Here is a 16684-nt window from a genome sequence, read left to right as displayed (position 1 = left end):
GACCGCGGCCCGGAGCCGACGTCACTCGGCGTGGGTCAAGGCGCGACCGCGCTGCCGCCGAAGGTCACCACCAGCCGGCCGTCCGCAGCGAAGGACCAGCGCAGGGCACCGGCGTACGAGGAGCACCGGGAGCCGTTCGTGCCGGACCAGAACTGGTTCGAGCTGTCGGAGTTACCGATGATCCGGTCGTTCGTGCCGCTGCCGCTGCGGCACGAGGTGTTGTTCCGGAACACCGAGGTACCGCCGTCGAAGTTGTAGTTGCGCTCGGCGTTGTCGATGCTGACGTTGTCCGACACGGTCATCGTGCCGGGGTTCCTGTTGTAGGTGAAGCCGTGCTTGCCGTTGCCGTAGGCGATGCTGCGCCGGATGACGTGGGCGACCGCGATGTCCTCGCCGCCGAGCTTGTAGCCGTTGCGGTCACCGTTCCCGGCCTGGGAGCCGTCGCTGAGGGTGCCGTTGTCGTAGGAGAGGGAGTCCTCGATGGTCACCGGGCCGATGGCTCCGGTGTCCGTCTTGGTGTAGAGGTCCCAGCCGTCGTCGATGTTGTTGCGGGACACGGCGTAACGGAAGACGTTCCCGGGGCCGGTGGTCAGCTTCGCGGCGAAGCCGTCGGCGTCCTCCCCGTCGGAGTCGGCGTTGTCGTGGGACTCCGCGCTCAGGACGAGGTTGTTGGACGGCCACTGGTCCTTGGGGGTGCTGGAGGCCATTCGGGAGAGCTGTAGTCCCGTGTCCCGGTTGTAGCGCGTCACCGTGCGCTCGAAGACGTTGTTGCTGCCGCCGACGAAGATGCCGTTGTCACCGGCGCGTTCGACGACGATGCCGGAGACGTGCCAGTACGACCCGTTCACGGCGAGCCCGCGGTTCGCCGCGTCCTCGCTCTGCGCCGAGAAGTTCAGGACCGGTGTCTCGCCCGGGTAGGCGGACAGTTTCGTGCGGGCACTCGACGTGCCGTTGTTGCCCGCCGGGATGGTGACCGTCTGCGCGTAGCGGTAGGTCCCGCCGCGCAGATGGATCGTCCCACCGGGAGCGATCCGGCTGATCGCCGAGGGGAGCGTCGTCGGGGCCGACTCGGTACCGGCCGCGCCGTCGCTGCCGTTCGGCGCCACGTACAGCACTGAGCTCGCGGCCTGGGCCGGGTTGCCGGACAACGCGACGAGCGAGCCGGCCAGCAGGCTGACACCTGCGATCACAGTTCTCAGTTGCATCGTGTCTCCCAAGTTCGGTGGACGGGTGCGACGATGCGGTCAGTTCCCGTGCATGAACAGACGGGACGGCTGGATACCGCATCCAGGGAGGAGTAAGCGCTTTCCCTGGACGCTAGGATTCTGTTGCGTACGCGTCAATAGCTGCATACATGATTTTTATTCACAAACATGAATGACCGCCGGGCGTCGTGCCCGCCAAGGGCTTACGCGCCCCTGCCTCCGGACGGCCGCTCCCGCACCACCTCGGTCGCCGCCTTGTCGTCCCGCAAGCCCAGGAACCGCGGATGGCGCAGCATCCCGTCCCGCGTCCACTCGGTGAACGCGATCTGTGCGACCAGCTCCGGCTCGACCCACCGGGGACGCGGCTCGCGAACGCGGTCGACGAAAGGTGACGTCGGCCTGCGCATGCCCTCCAGACGGCGGTGCAGCTCCACGAGGGTGCGGTGGTCGAAGCCCGTGCCGACCTTGCCCGCGTAGCGCAGCCGGCCGGCGCCACCGCCCTCGTAGTGGCCCAGCAGCAGGGCGCCGAACCCGACGCGGCTGCCCGCCGGTGCCGTGAAGCCGCCGATGACGAACTCCTGGCTCCGCGAGCACTTCAGCTTCAGCCAGTCCGGGGAGCGACGCGGCTGGTAGCGGCTGCCCGCGCGCTTGGCGATCAGGCCCTCCCAGCCGCGGGCGCACACGGCGGCCAGCAAGTCGGCACCGCCCTCGTTGCGATGCGTCGTCATCCGCAGCGGATCGCGGTAGGTGAGGGCACGGCGCACCAGGGACTTGCGGACACGCAGCGGCAGTTGTCCGGTGTCGGCGCCGTCCAGGCGGAGCAGGTCGAAGACGTAGTACGTCACGGAGACCGGGCTGGCCTCGACGTCACGGCGCCGGGTGAGGCCCATCCGCTGCTGGAGGCGGGAGAAGTCCGTGCGGCCGTGCGAGAACGCGACGATCTCCCCGTCGATCGTGAAGTCCTCGCACTCCTGGTCGGCCAGCGCGTCGACGATCTCCGGGTAGGTGGCGTTGATGCGGTTGCCCGAGCGGGAGTACAGGCCGACGCGGTCTCCTTCGCGCACGGCCAGCGCGCGGATCCCGTCCAGTTTCCGTTCGAAGACCCAGTCGCCGGAGAACTCGCGTCGCTCGCTCAGTGTGGCAAGCATCGGCTGGGAGGCCAGCTCTACTCCGGGCCGGGCCGGGCGCAAGGCACGCCGCTGGGCGTCGGGGAGCGTGGCGAGCAGGCCCGTCGTCATCGGGGCTCACTCCTGGCGGCTGTCGGCCGCCACCTGGGCGAGTGTGCGGCCGGTGCGGATCGAGCGGGCACGGCGGGGGTCCGGTGTTCCCCGTCCGGCCTGGCCGCCGCGTCCCTCGCGTGCCTTCACCAGGAGCCACGCCTCCTCGCCGCCGTCCGCGCCGTCGCGGAACCGGGTCAGCGCGTACTCGCCGCGCATCTTCGAGCCGTGCAGCCGGAACGTGGCGTGTCCGCGCTCCAGCGCCTCCCCGAAAGGAACGGGCCGGCCCCGGCGGTCGTGGCTCAGGGGCTCATACGTGCCGTGGTCCCAGACGATGACGGTGCCGCCGCCGTACTCGCCCCTGGGGATCACGCCTTCGAACTCCTCGTACTCCATTGGGTGGTCCTCGGTCGGGACGGCCAGCCGTTTGTCCTGCGGGTCGCTGGACGGGCCCTTCGGAACGGACCAGGACTTCAGTACGTCGTCGACCTGGAGCCGGAAGTCGAAGTGCATCCTGCGGGCGTCGTGGATCTGCACCACGAAACGGGGCGCGTCGCCTTCGGGTGCCTGCTCAAGGGATTCCTCGCGGCGCTTTCCTCCACCAGGCTCTTTCGTCCTCCCGAAATCACGTTTGCTCCGGTAGTCACGCAGCCGGTCGTTCGCGCTCACATCCGGCTCCCTTCTCGGAGAGGCGACGCTACGGTGGTCGGCGGGCACGGTCGGCACCGCTCGTGCCCTGGCTCGCCCACCTGCACGGGCCCTGGCCCGCCCCTGCATCGTCATCACCCGGGTACCCACTTGAGGTCCGAAGGAAGGAGTCGCGCCGCCTTGCCCCACGAAAAGGATCAACAGAGGGAGCTCTTCAGGAGGCAGTCCCGGGTACGCGGAATGATGCTCGGCCTGGCACTTGGGGACACCATGGGCGGGGCGCGAGGCAGGCTGCCGGGCGGCGGGGCGCTGCGGGCCGGCGTCAGCACACAACTGGCCTGCTTCACCGCCGAGGGCATCATCCGCGCCCAGGTGCGCGGGAAACACAAGGGTATCTGCTATGCGCCGGGGGTGGTCCTGCACGCCTACTGCCGGTGGGCCTTCCTACAGGGCATCGAGACGGAGACGATGCGGCGCCGCTGGAATTCCCACGGCCACGCGGTGTGGCCGGACGGCTGGCTCGCCGGGGTGCCCGCGCTGGCCGAGCGGCGCGGTAGCGCACCGGCCACGGTGACGGCCCTGTCCCGGATCGAGGAAGGCCAGGAGCAGATGGCCACCACGAGCCGGGGCTGTCACGCGCTGACCCGGACCCTTCCGCTCGCGGTCACCGGACTCGGAGGCATCGCCCAGGCCGGTGCGCTCGCTGCTCTCACACACGGCGACACAGCCGCGCAGGCCGCCACCACCCATGCGGCCATCCTGGTCCACCACTGTCTGACGCACCCCGATCCAGAACCCGGCCCGCTGTCCCCCCACTCCGGCGGATCCGCCCGGGAAGCGCTGCACGCGGGGATCACCGCCCTCGCGTCCTTCGGGAAACGCATCACCGACGACGAGCACAGGCATCTCTCGGCAGCGTTCCGGCACGCTGTCGACGAGCCGGCGGACGCGGGACGGCTGGCTCGGCTCGCGCCGGACGCCACCGCACCCTCGGCGCTGCTCGGTGGCCTCTACGCAGCGGCATCCTTTCCCGACCGCGCCGATTTCCGCGCCGCACTGGAGTTCGCGGCGGGCGCGCCGGACGGTGACTCCGTCGCCTGCGTGGCCGGCGCGCTGCTCGGTGCCGCACACGGGGTCGAGGCACTGCCGCTCGGCCTGGTCAGCCGTCACGAACTGGCGTGGGTGCTCGACACCCTGGCCTGCGACCTGCTGCTGGAAGACGAAGACTCACCCAGCGGCAGTGAGTACGTCAAAGGATGGGACCCGCACTGGTGGCACCGCTATCCCGGTTGGTGACGCTCGTCGTCTCAGAGACGAGGGTGATGTCCGCCCAGTCCCGCGCCGACCGTCAGGAGAACGAAGGCGCCGAACGTCGCACCGAGCCTGGCGAACCGGCGCCAGGGCGGCAGCACCCACACCGCCACCATGGCGGCGATCATCATGAGGAAGCCGAGGGCGAAGCTCAAGGCACCGAGCAGGGCGACCAGGGCGAGCGTTCATGTATGTGGATGCTGTCTTGCATGTAAGACGGCATGCCCTCGAAGATGGCCCAGAGCCGTCGACCGAACGGCCGGAGGGCGGGCGAGGGCTGATGGGGTGGGACTCCGCGGCGATGCTCGTGCTGGCCGGGGTCGCGGCCGGGCTCGCGGGGTCCGTCGCAGGGCTGGCCTCGTTGTTCAGCTACCCCGCGCTGCTCGCGGTCGGGCTGCCGCCCGTCGCCGCCAACGTGACCAACACCGTGGCGCTGTTCTCCAACACCGTGGGCACCGCGGCCGGTTCGCGGGCCGAGTTGCGCGGCCAGGGGGAACGGCTCCTGCGGCTGGGCGTCATCGCCGCGCTCGGCGGCGCGGTCGGTGCCGCACTGCTGCTCGGCACCCCGTCCTCGGCGTTCGAGGCGGTCGTGCCGTGGCTCATCGCCCTCGGCTCGGTGCTGATCCTGGTGCGCGATCCCCTGCGGAGGATGGTGGCGTCACGGGCGCCGGACCCCGGATCGGCCCGGCCCACCTTCCCGCTGACCTGCGCCGTGCTGCTCGTGGGACTGTACGGCGGCTACTTCGGCGCGGCCGCGGGGGTGCTGATGCTGGCGGTGCTGTCGCTGGCGGCCGCCGAACCGCTCGCCGTGACCAACGCGGTGAAGAACATCGCGACCGGGGCCGCGAACCTCACCGCGGCCGTCGCGTACGCCGTCGTGGCGCCGGTGGACTGGATCGCCGCCGTGGTCCTCGGGCTCGGCGCCCTGCTGGGCAGCTGGGTGGGTCCCATGGTCGTACGGCGGCTGCCCGAGACCCCGTTGCGGATCGCCATCGCCCTCGCCGGGCTGGGCCTGGCCGTCACCCTGTGGTACCGGGCCCAGGCCTGACGTCACCGGACGGCGAGTTCGGCCTTCCGCAGGGGGAGCGGGACGACGGCGGATCCCACAGCGTCCGCGTGCGCCGCGATACCGGCGCTTTCCACGTCCGTCCTCTCGTCGAGGGCGAGTTCGGTCTCCGCCGTGCCGTCGTCGGAGGCGGCGGTGGGCCCCGCGGACTCGCCCGTACGGACCGACCGCGTCAGCACGGCACGCGAGCCGGTGCGCTCCTCCCGTGTCCGCAGCAGCCATGCGACGTCCCGCCCGAAGGACCACAGCAGCGAACCGAGGGCGGCGGCCACCAGAGAGAACGTCACACCGTACGGCAGCCACCCGGACGCCGCCGCCAGCAGCACCACGCCCTGGACCGCCGCCACCGTCTTGCGCGCCATGCTGTGCGGCAGAGAACCGTTCAGCCACGGCATCACCCGCGCCGCCGCCACGAACCCGTACCGCATCAGACCGATCAGCAGCACCCACGGGCCGAGCGCCATCGACACGTACACGCTCAGCACCAGGATCAGGAACGCGTCGACCTCCATGTCGAAGCGAGCCCCCAGCGCCGTCGACGTGCCCGTGCGGCGGGCGACCTTGCCGTCCACGCCGTCCAGAATCAGCGCCACCGCCGTGAGACCGACGAAGAGGGAGACCGGCGGTGAGCTCTGGAAGGAGTCGGCGACCAGGGCCGTGATGCCGCCGACGAGCGTCGCCCGTCCGAGCGTGACACGGTTGGCCGGACCGAAGGAGCGGGGCCGGGTGCGGCGCAGGGCGCGGTTCAGGACCGTCCAGGTGGCGAGCGCGAACGCCAGACCCGTCAGCCAGCCCGCCGGGCCCATCCCGATCGCCGTGCCCAGGAACGCAAGGAGCAGGAGTTGCGCACCCGCGCCCACCGCCGTCTCCTGGAACAACGGCCGTGCGTCGTACGTGTTGTTCAGGGCCACCGCATACCTTCCGAACGTGTGACAGAGTCGATCATCGCCGCGTACCGTGTGCGCGACTCCCACCGCTGCGTACGTGGAGAAGCACCCGACCGTTCAGAGAGACCCACATGAACCGCACAGTCCGTTCCTTCTGGCTCCGCTCGCCCGGTCAGGGGGAGATCCGTCAGACCGCGCTGCCGGAGACCGGCGAGGGAGAGGTCCTCGTACGGACTCTGTGTTCCGGGGTGAGCCGCGGCACCGAGACCCTCGTCTTCCGAGGTGGCGTGCCCGAGAGCCAGCACACCGCGATGCGCGCGCCCTTCCAGGAGGGCGAGTTCCCCGGGCCCGTGAAGTACGGCTACCTCAGCGTGGGACAGGTGGAGGAAGGGCCGGCGGAACTGGTGGGCCGGACCGTCTTCTGTCTGTATCCGCACCAGACCCGGTACGTCGTGCCCGCGAGCGCCGTGACCGTCGTACCGGAGAACGTGCCCGCCACGCGGGCCGTCCTCGCAGGGACCGTCGAGACCGCGGTCAACGCCCTGTGGGACGCGGCACCGCTGATCGGCGACCGGATCGCCGTGGTCGGCGGCGGCATGGTCGGGTGTTCCGTCGCCGCGCTGCTGGCCAAGTACCCCGGTGTGCGCGTCCAACTCGTCGACGCCGATCCCGCCCGCGCCGGCATCGCCCGCGCGCTCGGTGCCGACTTCGCGCTGCCCGCCGACGCGTTGGGGGAGTGCGACCTCGTCGTGCATGCCAGCGCCACGGAACAGGGGCTCACCCGGTCGCTGGAACTCCTGCGCGACGAAGGCACGGTGATCGAGCTCAGCTGGTACGGCGACCGGCGGGTCTCGCTGCCGCTCGGTGAGGCCTTCCACTCACGGCGGCTCGTCGTCCGCAGCAGCCAGGTGGGCACCGTCTCCCCGGCGCGGCGCGCCGGCCGCACCTACGCCGACCGGCTCGCACTCGCCCTCGAACTGCTCGCCGACCCCGCCTTCGACGCGCTCGTCACCGGGGAGTGCGACTTCGAGGAACTGCCCGATGTGCTGCCCGCGCTCACTTCCGGTGAACTGCCCGGACTGTGCCACCGCGTGCTGTACGACACCGAATAGGGCACACGCCCGGTCCCGACCCCCCAACGGGCTGAGACCGGGCCGAACGGAAGCCTGACCTCCGAAGAAACAGCAAAAGAGGAGTGAACAACGGGTAGGGGCCAGCCGTACTACACGGCATGCCCCGGCCGGGGGCAGACGCACCGCACTGGAGGGTCGTCCGTTGTTCAGCATCACTGTCCGCGATCACATCATGATCGCCCACAGCTTCCGCGGAGAGGTCTTCGGACCCGCGCAGCGCCTGCACGGGGCCACGTTCCTCGTGGACGCCACCTTCCGCCGCGCCGAGCTGGACGACGACAACATCGTCGTCGACATCGGGCTGGCCACCCAGGAACTCGGGGCCGTGGCGAGCGAGTTGAACTACCGAAACCTCGACAACGAGCCCGACTTCGCGAACACCAACACCTCGACGGAGTTCCTCGCCAAGGTCATCGCCGACCGCCTCGCCGAGCGCATCCACAAGGGCGCCCTGGGCGAGGGCGCCAAGGGAATCGCGGGCATCACCGTCACCCTCCACGAGTCGCACATCGCCTGGGCGAGTTACGAGCGTGACCTGTGACCGACATGACCATCGACCAAGCAACCATCGGCCCGGCGACCATCGACCAAGCAACCATCGGCCAGGCGCCCGTTGACGAGGCCCCCGCACCCCGGGTGCCCAGGGACGGACAGACGACGCTCGACTACGTACCCGTCCAGAACGCGGCCCTGCAGAACGCCCAGATCATCCCCATGTCCCTGCGCTCCGTGCACTTCGTCATGCCGGGCGGTGTCGACGACCCGTCCCGGCCGAGCGGCGGCAACGCCTATGACCGCCGGATCTGCCTCGATCTGCCCGGCTTCGGCTGGCAGGTCCACAAGCGCATGATCGACGGCAACTGGCCCCGGCCGGACGCGGACGCCCGCGCCGAACTCGCCCGCACCCTGGCGGACCTGCCCGACGGCACCGTCGTCCTCCTCGACGGACTCGTCGCCTGCGGCGTCCCCGAGATCGTGGCCCCCGAGGCCGAACGACTCTGCCTGGCCGTGCTCGTGCACCTTCCGCTGGCCGACGAGACCGGTCTGAAAGCCGAGGACGCCGCGGAACTCGACGCGCTGGAGCGGGCCACCCTGCGGGCCGTGCCCGCCGTGATCGCCACCAGCGACTGGGCCGTACGACGCCTCGTGTCCCACCACGGGCTCGCCCCCGAGCGGGTCCACGTCGCCGCCCCCGGCGCCGACATCGCACCCCTCGCCTCCGGCACCGACGGCGTCTCCCGGCTGCTGTGCGTCGCGGCCGTGACCCCGCGCAAGGGACAGCACCGGCTGGTGGAGGCCCTCGCGACCGTCACCGACCTGCCGTGGAGCTGCGTCCTGGTGGGCGGACTCGAACAGGACCCCGAGTACGTCGACCACATCCGGGCCCTCGTCAAGAAGTTCGGCCTGGAGGGACGGCTGCACCTGGCGGGCCCGCAGGCCGGCGCCGAACTCGACGCCAGCTACGCCGCCGCCGACCTCATGGTCCTCACCTCCTACGCGGAGACGTACGGCATGGCCGTCACCGAGGCCCTCGCCCGCGGTATCCCCGTGCTGGCCACCGATGTCGGCGGACTGCCCGAGGCCGTGGGCCGCGCCCCCGACGGAGGGGTGCCCGGCATCCTCGTACCGCCGGAGAACCCCGCGGCCATCGCCGCCGAACTGCGCGGCTGGTTCGGCGAGGCCGACGTACGGCGCCGCCTCAAGGCCGCGGCCCGTGGCCGCCGGGCCGCGCTGGGCGGCTGGGCCAGAACGGCCCGCAGCCTCGCCGGAGTGCTGGGACGGCTGCGCCACGAACCACGGAAGGCGGCGTGAGATGAGTACGACGACACCCGCGGCGACCGCGGAGAACACACCGGGGACGAGCCTCAGCCTGGCCGGGCGCGGCGAGGGCACGGCCGACGCCCCGAGCGCACCGCCCGAGGAGCACGGTTACGCGCCCCAGTGGCTTCAGTTGCGTGAGCCCGCCGACGCCGCCGCCCGGGCCGCCGACCTCCTCGACCCGCTGCGCATCCGGCTTGCCAACCTGCCGGGCCGCGCCAAGGGCCTGGTCGTCCACGACCTCGGTTGCGGCACCGGCTCCATGGGCCGCTGGCTCGCACCCCTCCTCGACGGCGCCCAGCACTGGGTGCTGCACGACCACGACGCGGACCTGCTCCGCCTGGCCGCCGCGCGGGCGCCCCGCGCGGCGGGTGACGGCAGCCCCGTCACGGTCACCACACGGCGCGGCGACCTGGGGCACCTGACGGCGGCCGACCTGGAGGGTGCCTCGCTCGTCACGGCCTCCGCGCTGCTCGACGTCCTCACCCCGGACGAGATCGCGGCTCTCGCCGAGGCCTGCGTGGGCGCCGGCTGCCCGGCCCTGCTGACGCTGTCCGTCGCCGGCCGGGTGGAGTTCACCCCCTCCGACCCCCTGGACGCCGAGATGGCGGAGGCCTTCAACGCCCACCAGCGCCGGGGCGACCTGCTCGGCCCCGACGCGGTCACCGTGGCCTGCGAGGCCTTCTCCGAGCGGGGCGCGACCGTGCGGGTGCACCCGAGCCCCTGGCAACTCGGCGCCGAACAGGCCGAGTTGACGCAGGAGTGGCTGCGCGGCTGGGTCGGTGCCGCATGCGAGCAGCGCCCCGAGCTCACGGAGCGTGCCGAGGCGTACCTGGAGCGGCGGCTGGAGCAGTGCGCGGCCGGTGACGTGCGGGTGGTGGTCCACCACAGCGACGTACTGGCCCTGCCCCGGCCGACGGGCGGGACGTCATGACCGCACCGGTGGAGGAAGCGGTCGAGGCACATCGACGGGCCGGCGCGGAACGCGTCCCGCCTCGTGGCGTGAGGACGTGCCGGAAGCCGGACGCGGCCCTGCCCGACGTGACCCTGCGCACCTGCTCGTCCACCACGAACCCGCGCAAGGCGCTGCCCGGCACCGATCCGCGTACGGCAGTGCCGGACCCGCGCCCGCACGAGGCGCCCCTCGCCGAGCAGCCGGCGGCCGAGGCACGCCCCACCAAGAAGGCGCTCCGCGCCCTGCGCACCCACTTCGGCACCCTCGCCGGGACCGCCATCCTCGGCGTACTGGTCTGGCGGCTCGGCACCGGAGTCCTCCTCGACGGGCTGCGGCGCGTCGACGCCCCCACCCTGGCGGCGGCGCTCGCCATCGGCGCGGTCACCACGGTGCTCAGCGCCTGGCGCTGGTGCGTGGTGGCGCGCGGGCTGGGCATCCGGCTGCCGCTGGGGCCGGCCGTCGCGGACTACTACCGTGCGCTGTTCCTCAACGCGGCCCTGCCCGGCGGCGTCCTCGGCGACGTCCACCGCGCCGTGCGGCACGGGCAGAGCTCCGGCGACATGGGGCGCGGCGTCCGCGCGGTCGTACTGGAGCGCACCGCGGGGCAGATCGCGCTGGTCGTGGTCGGTGTAACGGTCCTGCTGACCCAGCCTTCCCCGGTACTGCAGGAGACCCGCCGGTTCGCCGCCCTGCTGGGACTCGCCGCGCTGGGCGGGCTCGCGATCTGGGCCGCGGTCCGCATGGGCCGCACGACCGGCGCCGTGCGCCGCGGCCGTGCGCCGCGCGCCCTGCTCGTCGAGGCACGCCACGTCCTGCTCGGCCGCCGCAACTGGCCCGCCGTCCTGATCTCTTCGGTCGCGACGCTGGCCGGGTACGTGGTGATGTTCCTGCTCGCCGCCCGGGTCGCGGGAACCACCGCGTCCGTGACCGAACTCGTACCGCTCGCGGTGCTGGCGCTGCTCGCCATGGCCCTGCCGCTGAACGTCGGCGGCTGGGGCCCCCGGGAGGGCGTCACCGCCTGGTCGTTCGCGGCGGCGGGCCTGGGCGCCTCCCAGGGACTGACCGTGGCCGTGGTGTACGGCGTGCTCAGCTTCGCGGCCGCCCTGCCCGGCGCCCTCGTACTGGTCGCGCGCTGGTACCTGGGCCTGCGGGCGAAGAGGGTTCGTCAGGAGGACGTGACCACGGAGAAGTACGCCCCGAAGGCGTCCACCAGCCCCGCCAGAAGCTCCTTTCCCTTCTCGGCGGACGCCAACGAAGGACGGCCGATGACACCGGACTCGGTGTAGGCCGGCATACCGAGGGAGAGGAGATGACGGCGGTCGTCGGCAAGCAGATCGGCGGACTCGTAACCCGGCCGGACCAATTCGGGATGGCAGTGCAGAAGGATGGAGGTCTCTATTTCTCCCGCATGCATATCACTGAGCAGCGAGGTCTCGACACCCGCCCGTTCCCGCGCGGCGTCCCAGTCCTCCAGCGCCGGGAAGAGCGCCATGCGATGTCCCTCGGCGGTGGATTCCTGCACCACATTTCCCAGGACGTAATTCCCGCCGTGCCCGTTGACCACGACCAGCGCCTGGACACCCGACCGGCGCAGGGAGGCCGCGATGTCCCGGACCACGGCGTGCAGGGTCACGGCCGAGATGCTCACCGTGCCCGGCCAGGCCGCGTGCTCGTGCGAGCAGGAGATGGTCACGGGCGGCAGCAGGTGCACCGGGTACGCCGCGGCGATCTCCCGGGCCACCGCGCAGGCGACCAGCGTGTCCGTGGCCAGCGGCAGATACGGGCCGTGCTGTTCGAGACTGCCGACGGGGAGCACCGCGACCTGCCGGGCCACGCCCGCTCCTCGCGCCCGTACGTCCTCGGTGGTGTCCGCCGGCACCGGCACGGACACCGTCGGCAGCGGCCCCTTCGGAGTCGGCTGCGTTCCCGAACTGCTCATGTTTTCCCGGCCTTTCGTCTCCGCTGATGCTCCGGCATTTTCCCATGACGTCAGGGCTTACCAGATAGGAACCAGATCATGACAGAAACTGCTGACGTGCTCGGCGCGAATGCCCAGGCCTCCGGTGCCGTACGCGTGGTGAATGCGCCCCTGCCCACCGTGTACGGCGACTTCGAGGCCGTCGGTTACCTCGACCAGGACCGTGGTGAGGAACAAGTCGCGCTCGTGTACGGCGATATCAGCGCCGCCGAGGGTGAGGGAATACTCACCCGCCTGCACTCGGAATGCCTGACCGGTGACGCGTTCGGGTCCCAGCACTGCGAGTGCGGCGACCAACTCGACAGCGCGCTGCGGTCCATCGTGGCCGAGGGCCGGGGCATCCTCGTCTATCTGCGCGGGCACGAGGGCCGGGGCATCGGCCTGCTCGCCAAGCTCCAGGCGATGAAGCTCCAGGCGGAGGGCCTGGACACGGTCGAGGCGAACATCGCGCTCGGGTTGCCCGTGGACGCCCGTGACTACCGGGTCGCGGCGGAGATGCTGCACGACCTCGGGGTCCGCTCGGTACGGCTGATGTCGAACAACCCGCGCAAGCGGGAGGCGCTGCTGCGGCACGGGATCAAGGTCGCCGAGCAGGTGCCGCTGCTGATCACTCCGTGTGAGGACAATATTGCCTACCTGCGCACGAAGCGGGAGCGGTTGGACCACTATTTGCCTCACCTGGAGGCAGCGGCGGTCCGTTCTTCTTGAGGCTGTTTGCTGTCTGCGGGTTGTTCGGGGTTGCTCGCGCCCGCGCGGCGGAGCCGCATGGTGTCACTGCCCCGCGCCCCTGAAGGGGCGCGGCCTCGTCCCGCTTGCGCCGCATGAACCCTCCCCGGCCGTGGAAGACCCAACCCGTGATGCACAACGCACGCGTCGTCGTCATCGGTGGTGGGGTCATCGGCACGAGCATCGCCTATCACCTCGCCCGGGCCGGCGTGCCCGACGTCGTGCTCGTCGAGCGTGACGAGCTGGCCTCCGGCTCGACCGCACGCGCGGCGGGCGGCGTCCGCGCCCAGTTCTCCGACGAGCTCAACATCCAGCTCGGCGCCCGCAGCCTGGAGGCGTTCGCCCGCTTCGGAGAGGAACCGGGCCACGACATCGGACTGCACCGCGTCGGCTACCTCTTCCTGCTGTCGACCGAGGCGGAGGTCGCCGCCTTCGAAGCGGGCGTCCGGCTGCAGAACACCCTCGGTGTGCCCAGCCGCATGCTCGACCCCGCCGAGGCACAGCGGCTCTGCCCGCTGATCACCACCGACGGCCTGCTGGCCGCCGCGTTCTCGCCCGACGACGGGCACTGCACGCCCGAGGCCGTGGTCCACGGCTACGCGGCCGGGGCCCGCCGCCACGGTGCGAGAGTGCTGCGGCACTGCGAGGCCACCGGCATCGAGACCCGCGGGAACACCATCACGGCGGTGACCACCAGCCGGGGCCGGATCGCCACCGACACCGTCGTCTGCGCGGCCGGCCCCTGGTCCCGGGCCGTCGGCGCCATGGCGGGCGTGGACCTCCCGGTGGAGCCTTTGCGCCGTCAGATCGCCGTCACCGAACCGGTCCCGGACCTGCCGCCGGACCTCCCCATGACGATCGACTTCGCCAGCAGCTTCTACTTCCACACCGAGGGCCCCGGCCTCCTCGTCGGCATGTCCGACCCCGACGAGACCCCCGGCTTCGCCACCGAGACGCACGACCGCTGGATCCCCCGCCTGTACGAGGCCATGGAACGGCGCGCCCCGGCCCTGCTCGACCTGCGCCGGACGGGCGGCTGGGCCGGCCTGTACGAGATCAGCCCGGACCACAACGCGCTGATCGGCGAGGCGGGTTCGTGCTCCCGCTTCCTGTACGCCACCGGTTTCTCCGGCCACGGCTTCCTCCAGGGCCCGGCCGTCGGCGAGGTGGTCCGCGACCTGTACCTGGGCCGCGTACCCTTCGTCGACATCAGCCCCCTGAGCGTCGACCGGTTCGCCGCCGACGCCGCGCGCCCGGAGGTCAACCTGGTATGACCCAGCTCCACCTGTGGCTCCGCCACGAGTCCCGCTCCACCGAACGCCGCACCCCGATCGTCCCCTCGGACGCCGCCCGGCTCGTCGAGAACGGCATCACGCTGACGGTGGAGGAGTCCCCCCAGCGGATCTTCCCGACGCAGGAGTACGAGGCTGCCGGGTGCCGTGTCACGACGGCGGGCTCCTGGGTCACCGCACCCCGGCACGCGGTGATCGTCGGACTCAAGGAACTCCCGGACCGGCCCACCGAGTTGACGCATCGCCACATCTTCTTCGGGCACGCCTACAAGGGGCAGCCCGGAGCGGAGGCGCTGCTGCACCGGTTCGTCGCCGGGGGCGGGGCGCTGCTGGACCTGGAGTACCTCGTCGACGACGAGGGCCGCCGACTCGCCGCCTTCGGATACTGGGCCGGGTACATCGGCGCGGCCCTCGCCGTGCTCCACCACCGGGGCGTGCTCGACACCCCGCTGCGGCCCACGGGCAAGGAGGAGCTGGAGGAGCGGCTCCGCGCGTCCGGGGGAGAGGTGAGCGCGCTGGTGATCGGCGCCCTGGGCCGCAGCGGCCGCGGGGCGCGCGTCGCGCTCGGCGAGGCCGGGATCGCGCCCACCTGCTGGGACCTGGCCGAGACCCGCGACCTGGACCGGCGGGCCCTCCTCGACCACGAGCTGATGGTCAACACCGTGCTGACGACCCGGCCGGTGCCGCCCTTCCTGACGGACAAGGACCTCGACGACCCCGACCGCGGGCTGCGCACCCTCTCGGACGTCACCGTCGACGTCGGCTCACCCATGAACGTGCTGCCGATCTACGACACGACCACGGACTGGGAACACCCCGTACGGCGCCTGCGTGAGCGGCCGCCGCTCGACCTCATCGCCATCGACAACCTGCCGTCCCTGCTGCCGCGCGAGGCCAGCACCGACTTCTCGGGCTCGCTGCTGCCGCAGCTGCTGGACTTCGGCGTCACCGGACCGTGGGGGCGCTGCCTGGCCCGCTTCCATGAGGCGTTGCGGGAATCCGGTATCGGAGGAGGGGAGTTCGACGATGACTGAGGGCGCGACCGGGACCGGGGCCGTTTCCGCGAGCGGCACGGTCCACTGGATCGGTGCGGGCCTGTCCACGGGCAGCGGACTCGGCGCCCTGTGCGACGTCGCCGACCGCGTACGGCTCTGGCACCGCACCGAGGAACGCGCCGCCGGCACCCTGGCGGCCCGGGGCCTGACGGGCCGCGCCGAGCCCCGCGCGTACACGCTCCCCGCGCTCGCGGCCGAACTCGCCCCGGGGGACGTGGTCGTCTCGATGCTCCCGGCCCCGGAGCACGCGCCGTTGCTGGCCACCGCCATCGGACGGCGGGCCCACTTCGCCTGCTCCAGCTATGTCTCGGACGCGGTCCTCGACCAGGTGCCGGAAGCCGAGGCCACGGGTCTGACCGTTCTCACCGAGGCCGGCCTGGACCCCGGCATCGACCACCTCTTCGCCCAGGGCCTCATCGCGCGGGCCGAGCGGGCGGTCGGCGCGAGCACCGCCGCCACGTACACCCTCACCTCGTACTGTGGCGGCATCCCGGCGGTACCGAACGACTTCAAGTACCGCTTCAGCTGGGCCCCGGCGGGGGTTCTGGGCGCTCTGCGCGCACCGGCCCGCTACATCGAGGACGGCGCGGAGACGACGGCGGCCCGCCCCTGGCAGGCGACCCGCTCCCATGTCATCGACGGTGAGACCTTCGAGGCCTACCCCAACCGCGACAGCGTCCCCTTCGTCGACCAGTACGCTCTCCCGGCCGCCTGGAAGCCCCGCACCTTCGTCCGCGGCACCCTCCGCCTCGACGGCTGGCTGGCCGCCTGGGCGCCGGTCTTCGCGGAGCTCGAACGCGGCGACGACGAACGCATCGCCGCGCTGGCACGACAGCTGGCGGCGACGTACCCCACCACCGAGGCCGACCGCGACCGTGTCGTCCTCGCGGTGTCGCTCGATGTGACGGCAGGGTCGGGCGAGCGCTGGTCGGGCCGCTACCTGCTCGACGCCGTCGGCACCACGGAGGAGAGCGCGATGGCCCGCTGCGTCTCCCGCCCCCTCGCCCTCGGCGTACGGCACATCCTCGACGGCTCCCTCCCACCGGGGCTCAGCCGGGCGGCTCAGACGGCGGAGCGGTCGCAGGAGTGGCTGGCCGAACTGGCGGCGGACGGGGTCGAGTTCTCGTTCCGGGAGAGCCGGTGAGCGTCGCGGAGATCCCTAGGGCCTGTTGCGAAAGTCCCGCCTGCCCGGCGACGCCCGGCACGCCCTCTCGCCGCACCGGGCACAGGCCCAAGTACATCCAGTACGAGGGCCTGCGCCCGGCACGCCGAGAGCACGCACCGGACGCCGCCGGGCCCGCCCTTCGGGCGGACGACGGGACTTTCGCAACAGGCCCTAGTTGTATTGCCCTGTGAGGTTGGGGACGCGGCTGGCGGGTGGTTGGCCTTTGAG

At 71.9% G+C, this 16684-nt stretch carries 16 protein-coding genes and 1 pseudogene; 11 read left to right on the top strand and 6 right to left on the bottom strand.

Annotated elements, in window-relative coordinates; translation table 11 throughout:
- Nucleotides 1-35 precede the first annotated feature (35 nt).
- From IE262_RS36880 to IE262_RS36870, 3 genes are all read right to left on the bottom strand, one after another.
- Nucleotides 36-1205, bottom strand: a complete 1170-nt coding sequence (locus tag IE262_RS36880) for a right-handed parallel beta-helix repeat-containing protein (RefSeq protein WP_189879907.1) — start codon at nt 1203-1205, stop codon at nt 36-38.
- Nucleotides 1206-1408: 203 nt separating this feature from the next.
- Nucleotides 1409-2443 (bottom strand): non-homologous end-joining DNA ligase, encoded by a 1035-nt coding sequence (gene ligD, locus IE262_RS36875; RefSeq protein ID WP_189879906.1) that lies wholly within the window; start codon nt 2441-2443, stop codon nt 1409-1411.
- A gap of 6 nt (nt 2444-2449) precedes the next feature.
- The gene (locus IE262_RS36870; protein ID WP_189879904.1) at nt 2450-3091 is read right to left on the bottom strand and encodes a DNA polymerase ligase N-terminal domain-containing protein; all 642 of its coding nucleotides are present in this window, start codon (nt 3089-3091) and stop codon (nt 2450-2452) included.
- 159 nt (nt 3092-3250) lie between these two features.
- Between IE262_RS36870 and IE262_RS36865 the strand changes: the two genes are divergently transcribed.
- Nucleotides 3251-4366 (top strand): ADP-ribosylglycohydrolase family protein, encoded by a 1116-nt coding sequence (locus IE262_RS36865; protein ID WP_189879902.1) that lies wholly within the window; start codon nt 3251-3253, stop codon nt 4364-4366.
- Nucleotides 4367-4377: 11 nt separating this feature from the next.
- Here IE262_RS36865 and IE262_RS36860 read toward each other — a convergent pair whose 3' ends face one another.
- Nucleotides 4378-4536: a hypothetical protein gene (locus IE262_RS36860; protein ID WP_189879900.1), complete on the bottom strand. Its 159-nt coding sequence runs from the start codon at nt 4534-4536 to the stop codon at nt 4378-4380.
- A 125-nt stretch (nt 4537-4661) separates the two neighbouring features.
- Here IE262_RS36860 and IE262_RS36855 point away from each other — a divergent pair, with 125 nt between their 5' ends.
- Nucleotides 4662-5429: a sulfite exporter TauE/SafE family protein gene (locus IE262_RS36855; protein WP_189879898.1), complete on the top strand. Its 768-nt coding sequence runs from the start codon at nt 4662-4664 to the stop codon at nt 5427-5429.
- Nucleotides 5430-5431: 2 nt separating this feature from the next.
- Here the strand turns inward: IE262_RS36855 and IE262_RS36850 are convergent, their stop codons facing one another.
- A complete protein-coding gene (locus tag IE262_RS36850; protein WP_189879896.1) occupies nt 5432-6358 on the bottom strand; it encodes a CDP-alcohol phosphatidyltransferase family protein in 927 nt (308 codons plus the stop codon).
- 107 nt (nt 6359-6465) lie between these two features.
- Here IE262_RS36850 and IE262_RS36845 point away from each other — a divergent pair, with 107 nt between their 5' ends.
- From IE262_RS36845 to IE262_RS36825, 5 genes and pseudogenes are all read left to right on the top strand, one after another.
- Nucleotides 6466-7446, top strand: a complete 981-nt coding sequence (locus IE262_RS36845) for a zinc-dependent alcohol dehydrogenase (RefSeq protein WP_134039729.1) — start codon at nt 6466-6468, stop codon at nt 7444-7446.
- A 163-nt stretch (nt 7447-7609) separates the two neighbouring features.
- Nucleotides 7610-8008, top strand: coding sequence for a 6-pyruvoyl trahydropterin synthase family protein (locus IE262_RS36840; RefSeq protein ID WP_134039730.1), 399 nt, complete (start codon nt 7610-7612; stop codon nt 8006-8008).
- Nucleotides 8005-9279, top strand: a complete 1275-nt coding sequence (locus IE262_RS36835) for a glycosyltransferase family 4 protein (RefSeq protein ID WP_134039731.1) — start codon at nt 8005-8007, stop codon at nt 9277-9279. Before IE262_RS36840 ends, IE262_RS36835 begins: the two co-directional genes overlap by 4 nt.
- 1 nt (nt 9280) lies before the next feature.
- Nucleotides 9281-10219 (top strand): methyltransferase domain-containing protein, encoded by a 939-nt coding sequence (locus IE262_RS36830; RefSeq protein WP_189879894.1) that lies wholly within the window; start codon nt 9281-9283, stop codon nt 10217-10219.
- Nucleotides 10216-11280 (top strand): annotated as a pseudogene (locus IE262_RS36825) (lysylphosphatidylglycerol synthase transmembrane domain-containing protein); the annotation flags it as partial. The gene IE262_RS36830 and the pseudogene IE262_RS36825, both read left to right, overlap by 4 nt.
- A gap of 125 nt (nt 11281-11405) precedes the next feature.
- Here IE262_RS36825 and IE262_RS39980 read toward each other — a convergent pair.
- Nucleotides 11406-12179: a creatininase family protein gene (locus IE262_RS39980; RefSeq protein WP_308432840.1), complete on the bottom strand. Its 774-nt coding sequence runs from the start codon at nt 12177-12179 to the stop codon at nt 11406-11408.
- Between the two features lie 78 nt (nt 12180-12257).
- Between IE262_RS39980 and ribA the strand changes: the two genes are divergently transcribed.
- From ribA to IE262_RS36805, 4 genes are all read left to right on the top strand, one after another.
- Nucleotides 12258-12926: a GTP cyclohydrolase II gene (ribA, locus tag IE262_RS36820; protein ID WP_134039735.1), complete on the top strand. Its 669-nt coding sequence runs from the start codon at nt 12258-12260 to the stop codon at nt 12924-12926.
- A gap of 149 nt (nt 12927-13075) precedes the next feature.
- Complete coding sequence (locus tag IE262_RS36815; protein WP_373305225.1) at nt 13076-14218, top strand: NAD(P)/FAD-dependent oxidoreductase; 1143 nt, start codon at nt 13076-13078, stop codon at nt 14216-14218.
- Nucleotides 14215-15270, top strand: coding sequence for a saccharopine dehydrogenase (locus IE262_RS36810; protein ID WP_189879887.1), 1056 nt, complete (start codon nt 14215-14217; stop codon nt 15268-15270). The genes IE262_RS36815 and IE262_RS36810 overlap by 4 nt, the downstream gene beginning before the upstream one ends.
- Nucleotides 15263-16435, top strand: a complete 1173-nt coding sequence (locus IE262_RS36805) for a saccharopine dehydrogenase family protein (RefSeq protein ID WP_189879885.1) — start codon at nt 15263-15265, stop codon at nt 16433-16435. Before IE262_RS36810 ends, IE262_RS36805 begins: the two co-directional genes overlap by 8 nt.
- The last annotated feature ends 249 nt before the right edge of the window (nt 16436-16684 follow it).

The sequence above is a fragment of the Streptomyces bluensis genome (assembly GCF_014650715.1).
In the GTDB taxonomy this organism is placed as follows: Bacteria; Actinomycetota; Actinomycetes; order Streptomycetales; family Streptomycetaceae; genus Streptomyces; species Streptomyces bluensis.
Note: the sequence above shows the minus strand (reverse complement) of the source record. Positions and strands in the feature narration are given on the sequence as shown.

Bases quoted from the DNA above. Each gene is read 5' to 3' on its own strand.
- IE262_RS36880 (WP_189879907.1), bottom strand. From the start codon at position 1,205: ATGCAACTGAGAACTGTGATCGCAGGTGTCAGCCTGCTGGCCGGCTCG.
- ligD (WP_189879906.1), bottom strand. From the start codon at position 2,443: ATGACGACGGGCCTGCTCGCCACGCTCCCCGACGCCCAGCGGCGTGCC.
- IE262_RS36855 (WP_189879898.1), top strand. From the start codon at position 4,662: ATGGGGTGGGACTCCGCGGCGATGCTCGTGCTGGCCGGGGTCGCGGCC.
- IE262_RS36845 (WP_134039729.1), top strand. From the start codon at position 6,466: ATGAACCGCACAGTCCGTTCCTTCTGGCTCCGCTCGCCCGGTCAGGGG.
- IE262_RS36830 (WP_189879894.1), top strand. From the start codon at position 9,281: ATGAGTACGACGACACCCGCGGCGACCGCGGAGAACACACCGGGGACG.
- IE262_RS39980 (WP_308432840.1), bottom strand. From the start codon at position 12,179: ATGAGCAGTTCGGGAACGCAGCCGACTCCGAAGGGGCCGCTGCCGACG.
- ribA (WP_134039735.1), top strand. From the start codon at position 12,258: ATGACAGAAACTGCTGACGTGCTCGGCGCGAATGCCCAGGCCTCCGGT.
- IE262_RS36815 (WP_373305225.1), top strand. From the start codon at position 13,076: ATGCACAACGCACGCGTCGTCGTCATCGGTGGTGGGGTCATCGGCACG.
- IE262_RS36810 (WP_189879887.1), top strand. From the start codon at position 14,215: ATGACCCAGCTCCACCTGTGGCTCCGCCACGAGTCCCGCTCCACCGAA.
- IE262_RS36805 (WP_189879885.1), top strand. From the start codon at position 15,263: ATGACTGAGGGCGCGACCGGGACCGGGGCCGTTTCCGCGAGCGGCACG.